The sequence below is a fragment of the Aquimarina latercula DSM 2041 genome, from assembly GCF_000430645.1.
GTDB lineage: Bacteria > Bacteroidota > Bacteroidia > Flavobacteriales > Flavobacteriaceae > Aquimarina > Aquimarina latercula.
Genome location: NZ_AUMK01000004.1, coordinates 415039 through 436631, shown reverse-complemented (window position 1 = coordinate 436631; position 21593 = coordinate 415039). Strand labels below are relative to the sequence as shown.

The following is a 21593-nucleotide window of genomic DNA, read 5'->3' as shown; positions in this document are numbered from 1 at the left end:
TGTAACAGCGTATTTATACGTGTTTTTTAGTAAAAAATACTTCAAAAAAAAGCAATAAGAAAAAGCTAAAAGCACCTTTAGTAGCTAATTATAAGTTTCCCGTAATTGAGAAAATGATAAATGTTATGATTCTACGGTACCCAGAGTGTATAGTTGTTCCATAGTAGGAGATTCACTTCCTCCTTCTGGTTCTAGAGTGATACCAAAAGCTTCTGAATCATTAGTGTTTGTAAGAGAGAATATTTTGATTCCATCTTCTGCGAACTTGTCTAAAATACCTAAACTAGTTGGAGTAAGTGGATCCAATTTTAGAGACCACACTTGATATACTTTACCTGGTGGTGGAGTAGGTAATCCAGCAACATCTATGTAAGTAGTTTGTTTTTCCTTATCCCAATAGACAGCTGCGTATGCTGTAGGATCCACTTGTTGAGCTTGTAAAGGAATCTGTAATACATCTTTATCACGTAATACACTTAAAAGTGATTTGACTTTAGATAGGTCTTCTTCTGCGATATTAATTTTTCCTTCGAGTAGCTGTTGCTCTATTTGTGATTGAACAACTTGTTGACGTAGTGTTTTGTTTTTGTTAAACTGAATAAATAATCCAATTAACAAAGCGATAGAAGCAGCCCAACCAATATACGTAGTCCAATTTGTTCGTTTAGGAGTAATAGGGATCACATCTGTTTCTTTATCCGTAAGATTTAGTTTTTCCTTAATACGATTAAAAACAGATTCTGGGTTATAAGGAGCTGCTGATACAGAAAGTTGCATAAGAGATTTTTCAATCTCTCTTACTTCTTGTTCAATTTCTGGATGTTCTTTTAAAGCTTTGTATACTTCGGCATTCTCTTTTTCGGATAATGCGCCGTATACATAAAGCTCTAATATTCCAGATGATATGTATTGTTCTATATCCATAATTATTCAGCCAAGACTTCTCTTAATTTATTAATGCAAATTCTGTTCCGAGTTTTAATCGTTCCAATTGGAATGTTTAATTCTTCTGAAGCCTCTTTTTGTGTGAACCCTTTAAAAAACAATAAATCAATAACTTTTTTACAAATAGGTTCAAGTATTTCTATATACTTTTTTATACCTATAGCGTCAACTTTACTTGAGAAACTATTTTTATCTTCTAATATATCTACGAAAGAATCAGCAGTTTGGTTTTGTTGAGAATTTTTAAACCCTAAAGATCTTGTTTTATCAATAGCAGCATTTCGAGCAATATTAAGTATCCAAGTAAAAAAACGTCCTTTTTTTTCGGAATATGTATCTGCTTTATCCCAAACTTTTATAAATACATCCTGTAATACTTCTTCAGATAAAGTCTCATCTTTTAGAATGCTATGAATAATACCTAGTACATTTTCGGAATACATTTCATAAATACGTTGAAACGCCTTTTCGTTTTTTTGTTGTAACTGAATTATTAATTCTCTAGGCTGCATGCAAAGTCCGTTCGTATATTACTAAAGTACTGCTTTTCTTTAAAAAAAGAAAAAGAGCACATCTTATGGATATACTCTTCTTATATTTAATTACTTTATAAAGTTTTATTTCTTATTCTATAATTCCACCACAACTAACTCTACTTCCGGCAGCACCTGAAGGTTGAGAAGTGTAATCATCAGTTCCTTGATGTACTATTATAGCTTTACCTACAATATCTTTTTTCTTGTCCTCGCAACCAATACACCATTCATTTGTAGCGAAGGTGATAGATCCTTTACCATCTGTAGCAGCATTAAAGTTACCAATATCTCCTTTGTGGTAACCTTTTGAAGCTCCCCATTTTCCATGAGGTTCCATAGTTGGATTCCAATGGCCTCCGGTAGATTTACCATCTACAGAAGAACAGTCTGCTTTTTCGTGAATATGAATCGCATGTTCTCCTTCTGATAATCCATTTAAATAAGCAACCATAGTAACCATACCGCTTTCTTCTGTAAAAGTAATATTACCAGATACATTGCTATCACTTTTTGGTGTTAAAGAGATCGCTAATGTTTTTATCTCGCTCTTATCTTCTTTTTCCTCAGTAGTTTCTTCTGTGATTTCTTCGTTTACTTTTTTATCATATTCCTTTCCTTCCTTCTTATCTCCTTTGCAGCCAAGAACAACAATAGTAAGAAAAGCAATTACCACTAGATTTAGAGTTTTCATAATTTAATGATTTGTTACGTTTAGAGTAAACTAATATAGGACTGTTTTAGCTTATAGCAAAGGATTTAAGAGGTTTTTAGATTTCGTTAAATATTTATTGTGCTTAATTCAGTAATACTTATACCTAAATTTACATCCGGAGTAAGTCTATATTGATATAACCCTGTCTCACCAATTGCGATTAATAAATTCCCAGATATAATGACATCAAATGCATTGTTGTTAATCGAAGTAACCAGATTTGATTCTGATGGATCAGAAACATCGAAGATTTTAATTTCGTCATCACAAACAATTAAGAAATTGTTATAAAGCCCTAATCCTCTTGGGAAAGTAAGGTTTCTGGAATTGATCAGAATGGGTTCTGTAATAGTGGTAACATCATAGATTTGTAAGACATTAAGATTATTACCACAAAATGTATCGGAGTGTAAAGTAACGAATGCATGTGTATCATTTGCAATAACAGGGTCACAAGCGGTAAAATGTTCTACTTGAGAAAGTTTTTCGGGAAATTCTGGATTTGTTAATCCATATATAAACATTCCGTTTCTTGATCCTATATATAAATAGTCTTTATAACTAAAAAGTGTTTCGATATTAAAACCAATCGGTATGGTGTTAACTTGTACGGGATCTTTGATATCAGTAATATTAAATACGGTAAGATCCGTATTATCTACAGTGTATAGATAATCTCCTTTTAACGTAAAGGTTGCTAAAGATCCACCAATTCCATCATTATTTATTGGAGATAAAGAGTCGTTAGAAGAATCGGAATCGCAACTAAAAATAATAAAGGAAGTGAGTATCATAAGTATGCATTTTTTCATAATATTTGGTGTTAGTTGATTAATGTCCATCCTATTACAACATTGTTTTCAGGTATATCGAAAGGCAAAAAACCATCTGGGGAACGCATTTCCGGAAATACATTGATTACTCTTTTAGTAAGTGTAATACCGTCAGTGTTATTATATTCTATTGCAATTAAATCAGTAGCTTGATTAATGTATATCATATTATCACGAATCGCTAAATCAGTTGATCCTGGAGCTTCAAGAAATTTTAACGGAGTAGGAGATGTAGGATCTGTGTTATCATAGACATGAAAACCTTTATGAACTTCATTGATAAAAAGTAAATTATCCTTACTGTAAATTTTACCCGAAGTATTAATTGAAATAGGATCTTTCAAAGAAACTGAATTTTCGAAATCATTTCTATCTAATAATATTGGTTCATATTGCGAAAATGCTGGGTTTATTGGGAAATCATCATCGTTGTTGTCGCAATCTACCAGAAAAGGACAGCAACTTTGTAGGCTTATGAGTAGTAAGCCAAAAATAATTAATTTTGTTTTTTTCATCTTTTGATTGTTTGATTAAAAGATGAAAAGAATTTATAAAGGTTGCGTCGATTAAAAGAACTTAGTTTCCTTTTTCCAACCTAATTATTTTCTATTATAGCTTTTTAATAAGTTGTTTTTTGTCTCTTATACCAAGTTTTAGGTTCTCAGTAATGATCAAAGCCTTGTCTATTTTGGTCTGAGAGTTTTTAAACTGTAGTACATAATAAATTAAACTTCTTTTCATACCAGCGGTAAGTGATTCGAATATATCAGATGCCTCAGGATCACTTTGTAATACGGCTTCTAGTTCTTCGGACATTTCTACACCGTATTTAGAAGTATCTTCTAGTAATTGTATATTAAAATAATCATTAAGAAGAATACCAAGTTGTTTCTGTTTTCTTTGACTAAACATAACATAAAATTGTTCCTTTCTTTTTAATAAAGCTGCGTGAAATTTAATATGGGTATCCTTAAAACTTATTTCGACAATTACTCTTTTCTGATTGTTAGTAATAAATGATTTGGCAATTTCCAAAGGAATTAGTACGCTATGTGATGATTGTAAGGAGGTAATAAAAACTGGGCTTTTCATTTATATATTTATGTTTTCTTCTATAATACAGTTATCCAAATAGTTTTTTTTATCTGAAAAGTTATAGTAATATGTTTTTGTTTTAACCAAAAACATATAAATGTTTTAAGTCAAAATATTTATGTATTAGAATAAGTTGTTTAATGTTTTTTTTGTTTCGTTAATCAAATTGATCTAAAATAACTTATAAAGTGCTGTTTTAATAAAAAAAGTAAAAAAAAAATCTACAGGTATCCCGTAATTAAAAAAAGGTATAGTTATTATTCTGATTATCAGTATATGTGTAGCGATATGTTAAAAAAAAATAAAAAGTCTAGTATTTATGTAGGTTAACTAACAATTGGTAGTTTAAATAACTACCTGAATTTTTGTTTTAGGGAAAATTCAGTGAAAATGTGAAATTGTTAAACTTTATTCAGTGATATTAGATTTGTGTCTAAGATGTTTTTGATTTTGTTAATTTTAGTTAACACAAATTCAAATTTTATACATATGAGAAAAATGTACTCGTTTGTCTTATTAACTATGTTGATAGGCCAGGCAATGTTTGCACAAAACATCATGGATGGTATAGTTAAAAACCATCTGAACAGCACAACAGCTAAATCAGCACTAACATCAGACGATGTGTCAGAGTGGGAAGTAACCGATGTGGTTCCTTCTTTAAATCCCGATATACAGCACGTATATGTACAACAGCGTTATCAGGGAATTCCAATACAGTATGCTACATATAAACTTACTGTAAAGAATAATGAAGTAACTTGGAAGATAAATCAATTTATATCGGATCTTAAGTCCAAAGTTACTTCTGCAAAAGCCTCTCTTCCAGCAGAGACGGCAATTATGAATGTTGCTAGAGCTCACAATTTACAATCTCCTCAGTTGGTGAGATCAAAAAGTAAATCTGATGGATCATTAGTTTATGAAAATTCTGGAATTACTTTAGAACCTATAGAGGCAAAACAAGTTTATATCAAGCAAGATGATCAATTGATATTAACTTGGCGTGTTAGTTTATATCAAAAAGACGGTCAACATTGGTGGAATGCTAATGTAGATGCTACTACTGGTGAAATTTTATATACGGAGGATTGGGTAATAACTTGTAATTTTGGTACTCCTGATCATGAAAATCACAATCACGGAGCGTCTGTTTTATTTGAAAAAGAAACGCCAATTGTTCCTGCTCCTACAGCTAAAACTAAGTCAGAAGCGTCAGCAGCGTTTGCTCCTGACTCTTATAATGTATATGCAATGCCTGTAGAAAGTCCTAGTCATGGTAATCGTTCTATAGTAACCGATCCAGCTGATCTTAATGCTTCTCCATTTGGATGGCATGATACGAATGGTAGTGCTGGAGCAGAATTTACAATTACTAGAGGTAATAATGTATGGGCTCAGGAAGATAGAAATGGGAACAATGGTACAGGTTTTTCTCCTGATGGAGGAGCTAGTTTAGATTTTAACTTTCCTATCGATCTTAACCAAGCACCTACAGCATATGATGATGCAGCAATAACAAATCTTTTCTACTGGAATAATATTATGCACGATGTGTTTTATCAGTATGGTTTTGATGAAGCTAGTGGAAACTTCCAAGAAAATAATTATGGAAATGGTGGTGCTGGAAGCGATTCTGTAAATGCTGATGCACAAGATGGAAGTGGAAGTAATAATGCGAATTTTTCTACTCCAGGAGATGGAGGTAATCCTAGAATGCAAATGTTCCTTTGGACAAGTCCAAATCCTGATAGAGACGGAGATTTAGATAATGGAATTATTGCACACGAGTATGGTCATGGTATTTCTATTAGATTAGTAGGAGGCCCATCTTCTAATAATTTAGGAGGTTCTGAGCAAATGGGTGAAGGATGGTCTGACTGGTTTGGATTAATGCTTACTATGAAAGCTGGTGATTCTGGAATAGATTCTAGAGGAATAGGGACATATGCACTAAATCAGCCAACGACAGGAGATGGTATTCGTCCAACTCCATATTCGATAGATAGATCGGTAAATAATACGGATTATGCAGATATAGGAGGATTAGCAAGACCACACGGAGTTGGATATGCTTTTGCTACTATATTATGGGATATGACTTGGGGGTTAATCGATGCTGAAGGATTTGATCCTGATTTTTATAACGGAACAGGTGGTAATAATATCGCGTTAGCTTTAGTAACAGAAGGATTAAAAAATACTGCCAATAATCCAGGATTCGTTTCTGGTAGAGATGGTATTCTTCAGGCTGATCAAGATTTATATGGAGGTCAGTACGAATGTATTATTTGGAAAGCATTTGCTGAACGTGGTGTTGGTCAAGATGCTAACGAGAATAATAATGGAGGTACTAATGGGCAAACAGATCAAACAGTATCATTTGTTAATCCTTGTGATGGTGGTGGACCTGGACCAGGTGGCGATGAGTGTACAGGTGATATAGCATCATTCCCATATAGTGAAAGTTTCGAAGGAAATATTGGAGATTGGTCTCAAGATTCTGGAGATGATTTAGATTGGACTGTTGATTCTAACGGAACTCCATCTAATGGAACAGGACCAAGCGGTGCGGTTGATGGTACTTCTTATATTTATGTAGAAGCTTCAGGAAATGGAACAGGATATCCTAATAAGAGAGCAATTTTAAATTCACCTTGTTTAGACTTTAGTGGATTGACTTCTCCAACATTAAGTTTCCAGTATCATATGGTTGGTAGTGCAATAGGAACTTTTGACGTTGAAGCAAGAACAGATAATACAGGAGATTGGACAAGTGTATTTAGTAGATCTGGTGCTCAAGGAACAGATTGGAACACTGCAAGTGTTGATCTTTCTGCATATGCAGGAAATGCTAGTGTACAATTACGTCTTAATACGGTTACAGGATCTAGCTGGCAAGGTGATGTTACCATAGATGATTTAAGTATTACTAATGGTACTGTTGATCCAGGACCAACTTGTGAGTCAATTAATTTCAATGATTTCTCTATTACTCCTTTCTCTAATCAAGATTCTGCAGGTAATTTCTCTATTGTAAATGGCGGAGCAGGACTATCAATGTCTAATAATACTTGGAAGTATATTCCTCTAAGTTATACGGTAACTGCTAATACGGTTATAGAGTTTGATTTTAGCAGTACTTCTCAAGGAGAGATTCATGGTGTTGGTTTTGAAGATGATAATACTTTAACTTCTACTAGATACTTTAAAGTTCACGGTACTCAGAATTATGGGGTAACTAATTTTGATAATTATTCTAGTGGTACAACAACATACGTAATTCCAGTAGGTAATTTCTATACAGGAAGTATGGATAGATTGGTATTCATTAATGATAATGACGCAGGATCAGGAAATAATTCAATCTTCTCTAATGTTAAGATCTATGAAGGATCTTGTGATGGATCGGCTGCTTTAGTAGCAGATTTCGGACCAACAACTCCTATTATAGGAACCGAAGATGAAGAAGGAATTTCTATTTTCACAATTTCACCAAACCCACTACAAAGAGGTGGAGTATTACAGATTGCAATGAAGGATACTAAGAGTACTAATAATACATATTCTATTATGAATATGGTTGGACAAGTTGTTGGACAAGGTACTTTAAGTAATAGTAAAACTATAAGTGTTGGTAATCTTGATACTGGTATGTACTTATTAAAAGTTCAAGGAGAAACTAAACGATTTATAATAAAATAGATTTAATTTAAATCTTAAGTTTTTTAAGAAGGCCGTCCGAAAAGGCGGTCTTCTTTATTTCATAATAATACTTTTTAATTATTAAGATTACTAAAAGCGGAGTTAGTCCATGTGGAATTCTATACAATACTTGATGTAAATTTTGATGAATCGATTGAATTGGAAAATCCCAATAAAAATTAGCAACTATTCTAGCAAAAGCTGTAAGTAATCCCCATAAAAATGCATACCATAGTCCATAAAACCTGAGTTTAGGTATAAAAATTAGAATAGCAAGTATAAAATCTAAAATTCCAGCAATGTATAAAAAGGTAATAGCCGTTGCTTCAGAAAAACCGAAAATTTGTATAACCATGTCTACAAATTTTCCTGGAACTGGATAAAATCCAAAAGCATATAACCCATGCGAGAAAAATGTAAGAGCAATTAGAATAGTAAGGATTAAAATTAATCTGGTATTATTCTTCTTTTTGGAATAATAGTATAATAAAACAAAAGGCAATCCAAATTGAATACTGTGCTCAAAAAATTGAGCGAAATGGTAAAATTTTTCTTTGGTCATTAATAGTGTTAGTAATAGTAAACTAATTCCACCAAATATGATGGGAATTCGAAACCATTTTAGATTCGTTTTTTTTATTGTAAGAGTGGAGATTGCGGCGATAAGATATAAGAGACCATTAATTTTTATGCCATATTGTATAGCACTATCTGTTTTGTGACTAGTGGCATAGTCTTGCCAAGGAGTCTTAAAAAACCCTTCTACAACAGGTTGTAATATAGATTCGTCCCAGAAAAAAGTACGATACGGTGCATCCCAAAAAAGATGTTGCAGCGATCTGCCTAAAAAAATTAAGAAGACACTAATTTTAAGAAGTAATTCTATTCGATTGCTTTTCATTGCACAAAGTAACATAGTAAGATGTTAATAGATTGTAAATTCAAGGTTATACTTTTTGTAATCTTAAACTATTAAAATTAAGGATTAATTAAGAATCTAGAATTAGATTTTTTTAATTACATGATATCCTAAATTTGAGAAAACTAACTTAATCTTCATATTAAATGAAACAATTCATTACACTAACTTTAATACTATTAGGGCTTCAATTGCAAGCATCTAATGATAAATATCGACTGACCCTAAGAGGTAACCCTTCCACTTCGATAGTTGTAGGATGGAATCAATCATCTGGTAGCAATCCTACTGTTTATTTTGGGACTACAGATTATGGCACTAATTATAATAATTATCCAAACTCTAAGTCACCAGATAGAACAGTTTCATACAAAGGAATGAATAATAATTTCGCTAGACTTACAGGCTTACAGCCTAATACAGCCTACTATTTTGTGATTAGAGATAGTCAAGGTACAAGTGAGCGTTTTTGGTTTAAAACAGCTCCAGCTGATAAAAGTAGGTTATCCTTTATTGCGGGTGGTGATTCTAGAAATAACAGAACTCCGAGACAAAATGCAAATCGTTTGGTTGCTAAGTTAAAGCCTCATGCAGTATTGTTTGGAGGCGATATGACAGATGATGATACTAATAGTCAATGGCAAACTTGGTTTAATGATTGGCAATTAACAACTGCATCCGATGGCAGAATGTTTCCAATTGTAGCAACAAGAGGGAATCATGAAGATAGTAATAACAGCGTTTATAACTTATTTGATACGCCATCATCAAGTGTATATTATGCATTAACTTTTGGTGATAATCTTGTTAGAACATATACGTTAAATACAGAAATTTCTATTTCAGGTAATCAAACGACTTGGTTACGTAATGATTTGAATTCAAATACCAATGTTATTTGGAAAATGGCGCAATATCATAAACCAATGCGTCCACACGTATCTTATAAATCAGAAGGAAACAGTCAGTATAGCAATTGGTCCCAATTGTTCTACGATAAAGGAGTGAAACTAGTAATAGAGTGTGATGCGCATACCGTAAAAACTACTTGGCCTGTGAGACCATCTACAGGATCAGGAAGTGATGAGGGTTTTATAAGAGATGATCAGAACGGAACAGTATATGCTGGAGAAGGATGTTGGGGAGCTCCTCTGCGTTCTAATGATGATAATAAAAATTGGACAAGAAATTCTGCAAGATTTAATCAGTTTAAGTGGATTTTTATTGATGAAAATAAGATTGAAACTAGAACTATAAGAGTAGATAATGCTTCGCAAGTGGGTTCTGTATCTAATAGCAATGTATTTCAGGTTCCTTCGAATTTAGATATATGGAATCCTTCTAACGGAAGTGTAGTTACCATTAATAAGGGGACAGTAGATCCTAATCCAGATAGTGGCACAATAGAAGTGGCTATTAGCAATGGTAATGATGATGTAGAAGAAAGAGAAAATGGAGATGTGTATACAAATAGTAGTGATTTAGAATTAGTTTATGATAGTTATAGTAATGCAGGAAATCAAATAATAGGACTTAGATTTCAGTCGCTAGCGTTACCTAAAAATGCAACAATCACTAACGCATATATTCAGTTTACGGCTGATGAAAGTAATAGTGCCAATGCAGAATTAGAAATAGCTTTACATGATAGTAGTAATTCTTCTGCATTTAGCACAAGTGACTATAGTGTTTCTAATAGATCGGTGTTTTCTAATAAAGTAATTTGGAGCCCTAATTCTTGGTCAAGTGGTCAGAACGGTTCGGGACAACGAACTCCTGAGCTTAAGAATATGGTTCAACTTCTGGTAAATAAAAGTAACTGGGTTTCTGGTAATAATGCTTCTTTTATTATAAGAGGAAAAGGTGTAAGTTTAACTAGCACTTCTGCAAAGAGAGTAGCAGACTCGTATGAAGGAGGTTCTGATAAAGCAGCGCGTTTAGTTGTTGTTTATACTACAGATTCGGATACAGATCCTGTAGATATTTGCTTAGGTATTTCTCCTTGGCAAAGTGGCATTAGCTATGCTGTTGGAGATAAAGTAACATATCAAGGTTATTTGTATGAAAGAACATCCTCCAATTGGACTAACTTGGGGGCTTGCGGAATAGTAAGAGTTAATACTGATGTTGCTAAAATACTATCTCCACCACTAGAAGAATTAGAGAATGATTTGACTTTTGATATATATCCCAATCCTTTTACTGATCAATTGAATGTTACTATTTCTAGAAAGTTAAAAGAAAATTATAAAGTTTTCATTTACAGTTTGCAAGGTAAGGTTGTGTATAATAAAATAGTAGAGCCTAGTGCTGATAAAACTACTATTTCATTATCTGGAACCCAGAAATCAGGAATATATTTATTGTCCATAGAAGATAGTAATGGTAAGACTATCAAAACAAAACGATTGATAAAAAAATAAAATTGATCAAAAAACACTAATCCAATTATGGATTAGTGTTTTTTTTGAAGTAATGAATAATATGAATTTAAGAAAGTGTTAGATAACATTTTGATAATCATTAGGTAAACCAATATTTGATTTTTATTTAGAAATTTAGACTTTAACTCTTAAACCAATATTATTATGAAATTGATCAAGGTGATGCCATTTCTAGTCGTATTATGTTTCTTTTCTTCTTGTGAAATGGAAACAAATAATATGGAAGAAATCACATCAATAACTGAAGAAAAAAGTGAAGTAAGATTTGATGTAATTATCAAGTTAGTAGATGAATGGTCTGGTCAGGAAATTCCCGCAGGAACTTTACCTGGATATGGAGCTACTAATTTAGAAACAGGAGTCATTTATTTTGATTCAAGATATGAAGTAGGGCTTTTCGAAAGTCTTCCAATTGGAACATATAGGTTTGATGCTCGTGATGGTTATTTTGATGGAGCATCCTCTGCAATTGTTGAGGTGAGTTCAGAAAATGAAACTCCAGAAGGATGGATTGAAGTAACATTAAGATATTGGTCAGAATAAAAAAAGGTCAAAAAGTTTTATACTTTCATAATGGAAAAAAGGGAAACGCGAGTCCTGTATAGTTTCCCTTTTTTATTTGTTTTAAATTTAATTACGATTATTAAATCAACTTAGTAATTACCTGCGTTTCAGAATGCAATGTTTTGTGAACGGGGCATTTATCAGCAATTTGTAATATTCTTGCAATTTGTTTTTCATCTAAATCTCCTTCTAGTTTAATCTCTCTATTAAAAGTGTCTATCTTGGCAGTAGAATCTTCACAGTTTTCACAATCTTCTATATGTTTTTTATCATAACTTGTATGTACTTCTACATTTTGGAGGTCCCAACCTTTTCTGGCAACATACATTTTTATAGTCATAGCCGTACAAGCAGATAGTCCAGCGGAAACTAGCTCGTAAGGAGACGGGCCAAAATCATGACCACCAACACTTTCGGGTTCATCGGCAACCATATAATGATTTCCTACTTTCATTTGGGTAGTGTATCCCTCGTCGTTTCCAAGACTAGCTACTACATGGTGTTGACTTTTTAGTCTAGGTTCTTCAGGGATATCAACATATCTAGTAGACCAACCTGCTATTACTTTTCCAGCATATAAAGAATCTTCTTTTCTCATTAATAAATGATCAGCCCCATCTAAGGTTACAAAACTTTTTGGATGTTTGGCAGCATGATATATTTCTTCAGCATTTCTAATTCCTACGGTAGTATCTTGTGGAGAATGCATTACTAACAGAGCTTTATCCAGGTTTTTAGCTACTGTTGGTAATGATTTTGTTTCAAGATCATCAAGGAATTGCTTTTTAATGGTAAAATCTCTTCCACTTAGGTTTACGATTGCCTTACCATTTGTTTCAATTTCTTCAAGACCACTTCTTAATAGATGTTGTACGTGAGTAGGGTCAGAAGGAGCACCTATTGTAGCCACAGCTTTTATAGAATCAATTTTTGCAGCAGCAAAAATTGCGGCAGCACCACCAAGAGAATGTCCGATTAATAGGGAAGGCGCTTGGTATTCTTTTGCTAAAAAATCCGCTGCAGCTATTAAATCTTCTACATTGCCAGAGAAATTAGTATCTGCAAAATCTCCTTCACTTTCTCCTAAACCTGTGAAATCAAAACGTAATACGCCAAATCCTTGTGAGGTAAGAGCTCTGCTAATATTTCTTACCGCTCCTAAGTTTTTATTACATGTAAAACAATGCGCAAATAAAGCAAAGTTATGAGGATGTTGATCTGCAGGTAATTCTAAACGACCAGAAAGTGTCTGACCTTCTGCATTAGTAAAAGAAATTTTAGAAAGGCTCATGTGATTGTTGTTTTTATTAAATGTCGTTTTTTTTGAGCTTTTCTAACTTTCTATAGGGGTTAAAAATGTGTTAACGTTTTTGATTTAGCTATTTTTTAGTGGAGGTTCTTTATTTTAAATTCTTAATGATTTTATTAAAAAATAAATTTGAAGAATTATCTAGAAGAACAAAACTTGTTTTCTTTTTAGTGTTTCTTACAAAATAAGAATTAGCCGCTAACCAAACTCCATTGTGCATTACAGTATCTTCGTTTAGAATCACCCAACCAAATCCATAGTTCGATTTTTTACCATTATTTAAAGTAGGCTTTTTAAAAGCTTCTTTCAAGTTTTCTTCACTGATAAGATCATTTTGATACCAGAATTGATCCCAAATAACAAAATCTTCTATACTACTAAAAACAGCACCATCTCCTGCAACGCCATCAATAAATGTGGGTTTAATCTCTCTAACCTCTCCTGCCATATCTTCAAAACCATCAGCTTTATGTTTAAATGTTGTATCCTTGGATAGTAAATTCCAAACTCTGGTGTTTTTCATTCCTAATGGAGTAAAAATTCGTTCACTCATAAAATCTTCAAAAGATTGATTAGAAATAATTTCTATAATTCTGGCTAGTAAAATATAATTTGTATTAGAGTATTGGTACTTCTCATTAGGTTCGAAATTAACTTTTGGATGATTTTGAACTAACAGATTTATAGCTATTTGATTTGTGAGAATATCAATACTATCTTTATTCTTTTCTGCAAGACTCATATATGCATCTGGAACTCCTGAAGTTTGATTTAATAGGTGTCGAATAGTTACTCTTTTATAAGGAAATTCTGGGATATAGGTACTTACAAGATCATCATAATCTAATTGTTTTCTCTCTTTTAGTAGCATAATACCGCTAGCAGTAAATTGTTTAGATACTGATGCTAATCTAAATGAAGATTTATTGGTTAGTTTGATGTTTCTCGACACATTTGTGAATCCATAAGTTTTTGCTAATAGCGGAATTCCTTCTTTTGTAATTAAAACACCTCCATTAAATTTTCTGTCGGTATGAAGTTGTTCTAACCATTTATCTATTTGCGTAACTCTTTCTGTTTCACTAGCATCTTTAGGAATTTTTAATGCAGGAACTTGTAGATAAAAGGCAAAGAACCAAACAAAAAACCCAATTACGGCTACAATACCTATTAGAATAATATATAGTATTACTTTTTTCATATACGATTATGATCTTTATAGTGTATAAGTATTAAAAAAGACCGTTTTGTTACCGTATTTTCATCATTAATATTTCTAAAAAGAGATAGGTTAGTAGAGGATAGAAGTTATAGAACATAATTATCGAAAAGAAGATCTAGTTCTTTTTGAGGATCGTGACATATTCCCGGATGGGTTTTAGAACTTTGTATAATTGTACTTCTACAAGCGGTTAACCAGCGGAATCTATCTGATAGTTCTAATTTTCCGATTGCTCCACCAGAAGGAGCCCCAATACTAATTAATTCCCAGGATTTAAGATATTCCTCTAAATGTTCCAAGGTTACTTCACTTGAAAAAGCTTTTAATTTATTTGGGTCAATATGATATTTGACTTTAAGAAATTTTTTTCTTTTAGAGAATAGAATGACCCCTACATTAAAGAATTCTTCACGTTCCACTTTGGGAACGAATCGTATAATTGCGTATTCAAATGTACATCTATCTTGCATCTTCAGCTTCTTTTACCAATTCATCAATTTTAGAAAGTCTACTATGAATAAATTCTATATATGCAGCCCTCATATCATTTGGACTTAAGTCCTCAGACTCATCGATTAACCAATCTTCCGGTATTTTGGTAATAATTTCATTGATCTTTTCGTGAGTCATATGTAATGTAATCTCTTTGGCTGCTTGTGGTAGTTTATCAGCACGTTCCAGCAATACGTGATCTTTTATAATAGGAAACGTTCTCTCTAGATGATTTCGCCACTGTTTCCAATTGTGATGAAAATAAAAACTAGCACCGTGATCGATAAGCCATAATTCTTTTTTCCAATTAAGTAAATTTGTGTTTTTTGCAGTTCTATCAATATTACTAATGATGCTATCTAATAATACTACTTTTGATGCAGTCATTCCATCTGCAATAGAGACTAATGGATCGTACATGATAGCTTCTGATAAGAAATGCAAACCTAGATTAAGTCCAACACTAAACTTAAGTAAATCCTGAATTTCTTCATCTGGTTCAGTTTTACTGAAGGAATCATCTAGATTCATGAACACTAATTCCGGAACTTTTAATCCGATAGATCTTGCTAGTTCGCCACCGATGAGTTCAGAAATTAAAACCTTTTTACCTTGACCAGCTCCTCTAAACTTTAATACATACAGAAACTCATCATCTGCTTTTACGATTGCAGGCAGAGAACCACCTTCGCGTAGTGGTTGTATATATTGTACCACATCTACTGTCCTAATATCAATAGTATTCATAGGGGTCTAATATAATAAAAAGAAGCAGCCATTATATAAAGTTAAGAACAGATTTTTTTTGGTAATAATATCGGGGAAAAATACTTTTTTTAAGATGACTAAATAAAAAAACAGGTATAAATACCTAGGTAACTAATGATTCTTTTTGGTCTAATTGGGATTTAATTTACGTAGTTTTAAGATATTAAAACATTTATATATGAAACATAATTACATACCCCTTATGGTTTTGATGTTTTTTTCTTTTGGGATCACCTCGATGATCGCACAAGAGAATACTGTTTCTGGTAGCGGAAATGCTTCAGGAACAAGTGGAACATCAAGTTTTTCTGTTGGACAAACCTTTTATACAACCATCCAGAATGCAAGTGGATCGTTATCCGAAGGAGTTCAACAGGCTTTTGAAATCGAAACGTTGAGCAATCCAGAGTTCGAATCAGTACAACTTAATGTTAGTACATATCCGAATCCTACCACGGACAGATTATTTCTTTCCATCGATGAGATTGATTTAGAAAATACAAGTTTCGAAATCCATGATATTCATGGGCGGTTAATTATTAGTAAAGCTATTGATAGTAATACTAATGTAATAGAAATGAGTTCCTATGCTTCTGGAGCGTATATTTTAAAAGTGAAGAAGCTAAACTCCTCTTTAAAGACTTTCAAAATCATAAAAAAATAAACCGATGAATAAAATAATTACTTTTTTAATTTTTGCGTGTACAATAAGTATTACGGCACAAAATTCATATAGAATTAACTATCAAACTGTCATTAGAGATGCAGATAATATGGTTGTAGGGAATACAAATGTAGGAGTACAAATTAATATTCTGCAGACATCTGCTTCTGGTACTTCTGTTTATTCGGAGAATCAGAATGTTACGACCAATATTAATGGACTGGCCAATTTAGTGATTGGAAATGCTGCTGGTTTTGATTCTATTGATTGGTCTGCTGGACCCTATTTCATAAACGTAGAAATAGATCCAACAGGAGGAACGAGTTATACATTGTCGACAGTTAATCAATTGTTAAGTGTTCCCTATGCTTTGCATTCAGCTAGTGCAGATGTTGCAGCAACTGCAGATTATAATTCATTAACAAATCTACCGACAATAATAACTTCAGAGCAAGCTGCAAAGGTCGATTTTATCACTGTTACATCGGCTGTAAATTTAGATCAATTACAAACAGACGTAACAGCTAACAATGCCAAAGTTACATTTCCTGGATTTGGAACTGTTCCTGGTACCGCTTTAGAAGGAGATAATGTGATATGGACAAAATCTGTAACTGACGATATTTTTTATAATGCAGGGAATGTTGGTGTTGGTGTGGATGAATCGAGCAGTTTTAGTGGTTCAAAATTACATGTAGGAGGCCCAATTTTGTTTGATGGCACTCCGGCGGGAACTGTTCCTGGAAGTTTATATTATGACAATACAGGTAATGGAAGCTTTCATTATATAGACAATACCAATACAGATGTAACTATCAATACAGGAGCTGTTACATATACTGGTGGATTATGGAGTATAGAGAATGGAGATGCTACTATTAGTACTGATGTAATTATTCAGAATAGTTTAGGAGTGGGTGTAGATGCAACATCTGGTGTTGACTTTGGATTTAATACACTTCTTCTTACAGAAAATAATCTAAGAATATTATTTGATGATAGTGATGATATCTCTGGGACATTACCAGCTAATGATTGGCAAATAGAAATCAATGAATCTTCGAATGGAGGTACGAATCATTTTGCGATTTTAGATGTTACAGGAGCAACAACGCCTTTTAAAATTATGGCTGGAGCGGCTGAACATTCTTTGTTTGTCGCAGCTAATGGTAATGTTGGAATAGGAACAAATTTACCAACCAATAAATTAGAAATTGTAGGAGCAATTAAAGCAGATTCTTTTGTAGGAGATGGCTCTGGAATAACCGGAATAGCTTCAGGTACTGGTGGTATTACTAATGCAGGAGATACTACTATTGCGGCAGATAATGATGCAGATACTGTTGGAGAAATTGCTTTTCAAACCCAAAATACAACCAGAATGACAATTAGTAATACTGGATTTATTGGTATTGGAACAACAACTCCCTCGGTAGCTTTAGAAGTAGTTGGGGATGCCAAAGTAGATAATATGACACTTAATGGTAATGTTTCGGTTCAAGGGATTGCGATTACACCTAATGCAGAAATATCAGCTACAACTTTTCCTACAACTTATGATGTAACAGATAAGAGTTTTGTTACGTTTGATGGTCAAGCAGCTTCTTCAATTCAGGCATTTTCGGGCGGTATCACAGGGCAATCTGTAATAGTTGCCGTTTTGACTTCTGATGTAACATTCGAACATAATGCAGGAACTACCTCACAGAATTTTCAGTTGGCAGGAAATGCGAATATTTTATTGACGGCTAATAGTAGTGCCACATTTATCTATGATGGAACTAATTGGTATTGTGTAGGACTTAACAACTAATAAGAAGATGAAAAAGTTATTTATAAGCCTATGTTTGCTAATACTTACGACAAGTATATATGCACAGGCACCAGAAAAGTTAAGTTATCAAGCTATTATACGAGATGCCTCCGACGCATTGGTTATTAATGCTAGCATATCTGTACAAATTAGTATAGTGCAAGGCAGTGCAACTGGAACCACAGTATATAGTGAAGTTCATAATCATATGACTAATTTTACAGGAGTTGTGAGTTTGTTAATAGGGGATGGAACAGTTGTTTCCGGATCATTAAATGGAATCGATTGGGGAAGTGACTCTTACTTTATTAGAACGGAAACCGACCCTGCTGGGGGAACTAATTATAACATAGTAGGTACGTCTCAATTATTAAGTACATCTTTTGGACTTACCAGTAAGAATACAGATAGAGCTTTGAGTATAGATTACAATAATTTAACTAATACACCTACGACAATAACCACAGAACAAAGCGATAAGGTAAATTTTTTAAGTATTACATCCGCTGTAGATTTAAATCAGATTTTAACAACAGTATCTGTTAATACGGCTAAAACTTCTTTTCCAGGATTTGGAACTACTACGGGAACAGCATTTGATATTATATGGTCAAAAATAGGAGATCATGTGTATTATGATACTGCAAAAGTTGGTATTGGTTTTACCGATGCGACTGCTTTTGGTAATGCTGTTTTGGGAGTTAAAGATGGGATTACCTTAAGTAATATGAATGATGAAGTAGCACAAGCAACTCCTGGTTCTCTTTTTTATGAAGGAAGTGCTAAAGGATTTATGTTTTATTATGATAATACTGGAACATTAAAATCTTTAGGAACTGGTGACATTACTTTTAATACGAGAAATAATGTTTTTATTGAAGAATCTATTGTTAAAAACCGAGTAGCCATAGGCGATGATGTAATGACCGGAATGGATTTTGGAGAAAATGATATGATTTTATCAGATGATACTATTGGTATTTGGTTTAGAGATACGAGTGTTAGTGCAAGTTTCCCAACTAATGATTGGGTGATAAAAATCAATGATATATCTGATAATGGAGAGAATTATTTCGCTGTTTTAGATACGACTGCTAATAGAATCCCTTTTAGGGTTATGGCGGGAGCACCAGATAAATCTTTGGAAATAAATGCAAATGGAAACATTAATGTAGGGAATCTGATTCCTACTGAAAAAATCGAAGTAGACGGTAGTGTTGCAGCTACTTCTTTTGTTGGTAGTGGAGCAAACCTTACTAATCTTACTGGAACAGGTACAGCAACTACATCTAATATAGGAAGTACTACTATTGGAGCAGATAATGATGCAGATACGAATGGTAGTATTATTTTCGAAACAGAGCAAAATATCAGAATGAGAATTGAAAGTGATGGATCGGTAAATAATGGAATCGTAGATCCTTCAAATCTTTTGAGTATTAATGGAGATGCTAATTTTACCGATTTGACTGCGCAAACTCTCTCTGTAGGGGGAGCTGTACAAACTCCTGTATTTACAGAAACAAGCGTTGGTAATTTTACGGGGTATGATTTAACAAATAAATCTATTGTACTTATAAATAATGGTTCTAGTGTTACTGTTTTTGGATTTATTGGAGGAGTAACTGGGCAAAAGGTACATTTGATTAATATTCATCCTACTACTACCATAACGATATTTCCAAGTCAGGTTCTTTTACCCGCTTCTTTGGGTAATCCTGTCTTGAATCAAAACGAAAGTATAAGTCTTATATATAATGGATCTAATTGGGTCGTTACTGATTTTGTAGGTACTCCTTAGTTTTAAAATATTTTAGATAGAAATTAGAAAGGCCCTTTGTTTTTAATAAAGGGCTTTTTTTATTTATAGTTAAGAAAAGTTATTCTCTCTCATTTAAACTCCAGTCATATTCCAAGTAATTTATTTTTGATGACTTATCGATTTTTACTTTTGAATATCTATTGATATAACTTTTAATATCTCCATTATCAAAATCTTTAGCGTACCAATCAAATACTTTTGAAATGTTCACTTCATTATTGGTGATGATATTTTTAGAAGGATCATTAATATATTCAATAGTCCTTTCTTCTAAGGCTTTAGTAATGTTTCTATTTGTATAAGCTCTATTCCATAGTTTTGGAGAAGAAGTTGCAGCACAATTAAGTAAGAAGTGAATTCTAGGTTCATCCATTTTTCTTAAAATTGTGTGCTCAATATCATCGAGACTATATTTTATATTATTTATTTCAATTGATTTTTTCTTCCAGGGATTTTTAAGATCATTTATTGATTTAATGGGATAGTGATCTATTATCATTTTCATTACAATAGCATTATATAGATTTACCCAATACGCTAATTTCTCAGAGTTTTCTGAATTTTCTGAAGGATAGTTAGTGGATAAAGATGTAAAGTATTTGTCAAATAAAAATTTATCCCTAATAAACCCTTTATAATCTACTTTACCATCATTAGATACATTTAATAGTAGAAGTTGATCCCATACCATATGATCTATATGTTTTTTTTGTGCGTGTATACTAGATATAAAACTTGATAATGTTATTATTGCTAGTAATAAATATGTCTTTTTCATATTATGGCTATACCGTTAGAACTATTTTTTAATAAAAATGGGGAAAATTACGTAAAATTGTTAATTATGGTTTTACCGTAAATATAATATTTTAATCGATAAAAAGCAAATAATGTCGATAAAACAACTTATAAACATTTTTTTTAGCAAATTATAGTATTTCTTAAAAGATTAAAATATGTCTCTAATTTTTAGTACCCAATTTTAGATAACTTATATTGTAAACGGCCTCCGTTAGTGTTTTAGTAATAGAAGATTAATTTACTAAAGAAATAGGAGAGGTTTTTATGTTTGATTAATTAAACTAAGAAAGTTTAACTATTTCTTCAGTTAGCACAACCGTAGCAAATTCATCTTTGAGATTAGCAATTTCAATATCGTGTACCATTTGAGCACTATATCTTTTACCACTAAAGCTAATTTTATCAAAAGCCGCTACAGCGTCTTCAATTAGAAAAGTATTAAACCCATAGTTAGAGGCCATTCGGGTACTGGTAGATACGCAATGTTCTGTGGTTAATCCTACAATAACTACGTTTTTAATATTTGCATCTTCTAATTGTGTTCTGAGATCTGTACCTATAAATGCACTGTTTACATCCTTTTCAATAACCGGTTCGTTTTGTTGTGGTACTATAAAATCTTGAAATTCATTACCAATTTTCCCTTTGGCCAATGGAGAATCTGGGTTAGAAGAACAATGTTTTACGTGATAGATTGGTAAACTTTCTAATCTCCATTTTTTTAATAAAGCCTCTATGTTTTTTTCAGCGTTAGGGTTATTACGTTCCGTGCCATAATATCCTGGATTGTTGATTCCTTTTTGTACATCAATAAGTAGTAATGCTGGATTATCTTTTTTTGTAAGTGCCATAGTTTTCTTTTTTAAGAGCTTAAAAAAAATGAAGCTTTTTATTTTCTAATTGAGCCTTTGGAAATTTTAATCTTTTAACAAGATAAAAGTGATCAGAG

General features: G+C 32.6%; 19 protein-coding genes. 6 read left to right on the top strand and 13 right to left on the bottom strand.

Annotation, left to right across the window (positions count from 1 at the left end; translation table 11 throughout):
• Positions 1–123: 123 nt before the first annotated feature.
• The 6 genes from H526_RS0105955 to H526_RS0105930 all read right to left on the bottom strand — a co-directional run bounded on the left by H526_RS0105955 (position 124) and on the right by H526_RS0105930 (position 4118).
• Positions 124–924, bottom strand: coding sequence for an anti-sigma factor (locus H526_RS0105955; RefSeq protein ID WP_027392150.1), 801 nt, complete (start codon positions 922–924; stop codon positions 124–126).
• Between the two features lie 2 nt (positions 925–926).
• Positions 927–1457 (bottom strand): RNA polymerase sigma factor, encoded by a 531-nt coding sequence (locus H526_RS0105950; protein ID WP_027392149.1) that lies wholly within the window; start codon positions 1455–1457, stop codon positions 927–929.
• A 112-nt stretch (positions 1458–1569) separates the two neighbouring features.
• A complete protein-coding gene (locus H526_RS0105945) occupies positions 1570–2172 on the bottom strand; it encodes a superoxide dismutase family protein (protein WP_027392148.1) in 603 nt (200 codons plus the stop codon).
• A gap of 86 nt (positions 2173–2258) precedes the next feature.
• The gene (locus tag H526_RS0105940; protein WP_027392147.1) at positions 2259–3005 is read right to left on the bottom strand and encodes an LVIVD repeat-containing protein; all 747 of its coding nucleotides are present in this window, start codon (positions 3003–3005) and stop codon (positions 2259–2261) included.
• Positions 3006–3016: 11 nt separating this feature from the next.
• On the bottom strand, positions 3017–3541 hold the full coding sequence (locus H526_RS0105935; RefSeq protein ID WP_027392146.1) for a hypothetical protein: 525 nt from the start codon (positions 3539–3541) through the stop codon (positions 3017–3019).
• A gap of 94 nt (positions 3542–3635) precedes the next feature.
• Positions 3636–4118: a YdeI/OmpD-associated family protein gene (locus H526_RS0105930; RefSeq protein WP_027392145.1), complete on the bottom strand. Its 483-nt coding sequence runs from the start codon at positions 4116–4118 to the stop codon at positions 3636–3638.
• A gap of 492 nt (positions 4119–4610) precedes the next feature.
• Between H526_RS0105930 and H526_RS30655 the strand changes: the two genes are divergently transcribed.
• Positions 4611–7826: a M36 family metallopeptidase gene (locus tag H526_RS30655; protein ID WP_162144478.1), complete on the top strand. Its 3216-nt coding sequence runs from the start codon at positions 4611–4613 to the stop codon at positions 7824–7826.
• A 7-nt stretch (positions 7827–7833) separates the two neighbouring features.
• On the opposite strand, the gene H526_RS0105920 is transcribed toward H526_RS30655, so the two are convergent.
• Positions 7834–8727: a DoxX-like family protein gene (locus tag H526_RS0105920; protein ID WP_155839628.1), complete on the bottom strand. Its 894-nt coding sequence runs from the start codon at positions 8725–8727 to the stop codon at positions 7834–7836.
• A 164-nt stretch (positions 8728–8891) separates the two neighbouring features.
• Here H526_RS0105920 and H526_RS30650 point away from each other — a divergent pair, with 164 nt between their 5' ends.
• Together H526_RS30650 and H526_RS0105910 are read left to right on the top strand one after the other, a co-directional pair.
• On the top strand, positions 8892–11168 hold the full coding sequence (locus H526_RS30650; protein WP_051336007.1) for a fibronectin type III domain-containing protein: 2277 nt from the start codon (positions 8892–8894) through the stop codon (positions 11166–11168).
• A gap of 165 nt (positions 11169–11333) precedes the next feature.
• Entirely contained in the window at positions 11334–11732 is a 399-nt protein-coding gene (locus H526_RS0105910) for a hypothetical protein (protein ID WP_035084582.1), read from the top strand.
• 100 nt (positions 11733–11832) lie between these two features.
• On the opposite strand, the gene H526_RS0105905 is transcribed toward H526_RS0105910, so the two are convergent.
• From H526_RS0105905 to H526_RS0105890, 4 genes are all read right to left on the bottom strand, one after another.
• Positions 11833–13044 (bottom strand): bifunctional alpha/beta hydrolase/OsmC family protein, encoded by a 1212-nt coding sequence (locus H526_RS0105905; RefSeq protein WP_027392142.1) that lies wholly within the window; start codon positions 13042–13044, stop codon positions 11833–11835.
• Positions 13045–13153: 109 nt separating this feature from the next.
• Positions 13154–14263: a serine hydrolase domain-containing protein gene (locus tag H526_RS28450; protein WP_051336006.1), complete on the bottom strand. Its 1110-nt coding sequence runs from the start codon at positions 14261–14263 to the stop codon at positions 13154–13156.
• 107 nt (positions 14264–14370) lie between these two features.
• Positions 14371–14754, bottom strand: coding sequence for a DUF3037 domain-containing protein (locus tag H526_RS0105895; protein WP_027392141.1), 384 nt, complete (start codon positions 14752–14754; stop codon positions 14371–14373).
• Positions 14744–15523, bottom strand: a complete 780-nt coding sequence (locus tag H526_RS0105890; RefSeq protein WP_027392140.1) for a HipA family kinase — start codon at positions 15521–15523, stop codon at positions 14744–14746. Before H526_RS0105890 ends, H526_RS0105895 begins: the two co-directional genes overlap by 11 nt.
• Positions 15524–15722: 199 nt before the next feature.
• Here H526_RS0105890 and H526_RS0105885 point away from each other — a divergent pair, with 199 nt between their 5' ends.
• Genes H526_RS0105885 through H526_RS30640 form a run of 3 tightly spaced genes read left to right on the top strand, consistent with a single transcriptional unit; the run spans position 15723 to position 19822 of the window.
• Positions 15723–16208 carry a T9SS type A sorting domain-containing protein gene (locus tag H526_RS0105885; RefSeq protein ID WP_027392139.1) on the top strand — a complete coding sequence of 162 codons (486 nt, stop codon included), beginning with the start codon at positions 15723–15725 and terminating at the stop codon, positions 16206–16208.
• Between the two features lie 4 nt (positions 16209–16212).
• Positions 16213–18021, top strand: a complete 1809-nt coding sequence (locus H526_RS30645) for a hypothetical protein (protein WP_051336004.1) — start codon at positions 16213–16215, stop codon at positions 18019–18021.
• Between the two features lie 7 nt (positions 18022–18028).
• Positions 18029–19822 carry a hypothetical protein gene (locus H526_RS30640; RefSeq protein ID WP_051336003.1) on the top strand — a complete coding sequence of 598 codons (1794 nt, stop codon included), beginning with the start codon at positions 18029–18031 and terminating at the stop codon, positions 19820–19822.
• A gap of 79 nt (positions 19823–19901) precedes the next feature.
• Here H526_RS30640 and H526_RS0105865 read toward each other — a convergent pair whose 3' ends face one another.
• On the bottom strand, positions 19902–20621 hold the full coding sequence (locus tag H526_RS0105865) for a DUF547 domain-containing protein (RefSeq protein ID WP_027392138.1): 720 nt from the start codon (positions 20619–20621) through the stop codon (positions 19902–19904).
• A gap of 304 nt (positions 20622–20925) precedes the next feature.
• Positions 20926–21495 carry a cysteine hydrolase family protein gene (locus H526_RS0105860; RefSeq protein WP_027392137.1) on the bottom strand — a complete coding sequence of 190 codons (570 nt, stop codon included), beginning with the start codon at positions 21493–21495 and terminating at the stop codon, positions 20926–20928.
• Positions 21496–21593: the final 98 nt, after the last annotated feature.

Excerpts from the sequence above, each read along its gene's own strand:
- H526_RS0105895 (WP_027392141.1), bottom strand. The coding sequence starts at position 14,754 with ATGCAAGATAGATGTACATTTGAATACGCAATTATACGATTCGTTCCC.
- H526_RS30640 (WP_051336003.1), top strand. The coding sequence starts at position 18,029 with ATGAAAAAGTTATTTATAAGCCTATGTTTGCTAATACTTACGACAAGT.
- H526_RS0105910 (WP_035084582.1), top strand. The coding sequence starts at position 11,334 with ATGAAATTGATCAAGGTGATGCCATTTCTAGTCGTATTATGTTTCTTT.
- H526_RS30655 (WP_162144478.1), top strand. The coding sequence starts at position 4,611 with ATGAGAAAAATGTACTCGTTTGTCTTATTAACTATGTTGATAGGCCAG.
- H526_RS30645 (WP_051336004.1), top strand. The coding sequence starts at position 16,213 with ATGAATAAAATAATTACTTTTTTAATTTTTGCGTGTACAATAAGTATT.
- H526_RS0105885 (WP_027392139.1), top strand. The coding sequence starts at position 15,723 with ATGAAACATAATTACATACCCCTTATGGTTTTGATGTTTTTTTCTTTT.
- H526_RS0105955 (WP_027392150.1), bottom strand. The coding sequence starts at position 924 with ATGGATATAGAACAATACATATCATCTGGAATATTAGAGCTTTATGTA.
- H526_RS0105950 (WP_027392149.1), bottom strand. The coding sequence starts at position 1,457 with ATGCAGCCTAGAGAATTAATAATTCAGTTACAACAAAAAAACGAAAAG.
- H526_RS0105890 (WP_027392140.1), bottom strand. The coding sequence starts at position 15,523 with ATGAATACTATTGATATTAGGACAGTAGATGTGGTACAATATATACAA.
- H526_RS0105945 (WP_027392148.1), bottom strand. The coding sequence starts at position 2,172 with ATGAAAACTCTAAATCTAGTGGTAATTGCTTTTCTTACTATTGTTGTT.
- H526_RS0105860 (WP_027392137.1), bottom strand. The coding sequence starts at position 21,495 with ATGGCACTTACAAAAAAAGATAATCCAGCATTACTACTTATTGATGTA.
- H526_RS0105865 (WP_027392138.1), bottom strand. The coding sequence starts at position 20,621 with ATGAAAAAGACATATTTATTACTAGCAATAATAACATTATCAAGTTTT.
- H526_RS28450 (WP_051336006.1), bottom strand. The coding sequence starts at position 14,263 with ATGAAAAAAGTAATACTATATATTATTCTAATAGGTATTGTAGCCGTA.
- H526_RS0105935 (WP_027392146.1), bottom strand. The coding sequence starts at position 3,541 with ATGAAAAAAACAAAATTAATTATTTTTGGCTTACTACTCATAAGCCTA.
- H526_RS0105930 (WP_027392145.1), bottom strand. The coding sequence starts at position 4,118 with ATGAAAAGCCCAGTTTTTATTACCTCCTTACAATCATCACATAGCGTA.
- H526_RS0105905 (WP_027392142.1), bottom strand. The coding sequence starts at position 13,044 with ATGAGCCTTTCTAAAATTTCTTTTACTAATGCAGAAGGTCAGACACTT.
- H526_RS0105920 (WP_155839628.1), bottom strand. The coding sequence starts at position 8,727 with ATGAAAAGCAATCGAATAGAATTACTTCTTAAAATTAGTGTCTTCTTA.
- H526_RS30650 (WP_051336007.1), top strand. The coding sequence starts at position 8,892 with ATGAAACAATTCATTACACTAACTTTAATACTATTAGGGCTTCAATTG.
- H526_RS0105940 (WP_027392147.1), bottom strand. The coding sequence starts at position 3,005 with ATGAAAAAATGCATACTTATGATACTCACTTCCTTTATTATTTTTAGT.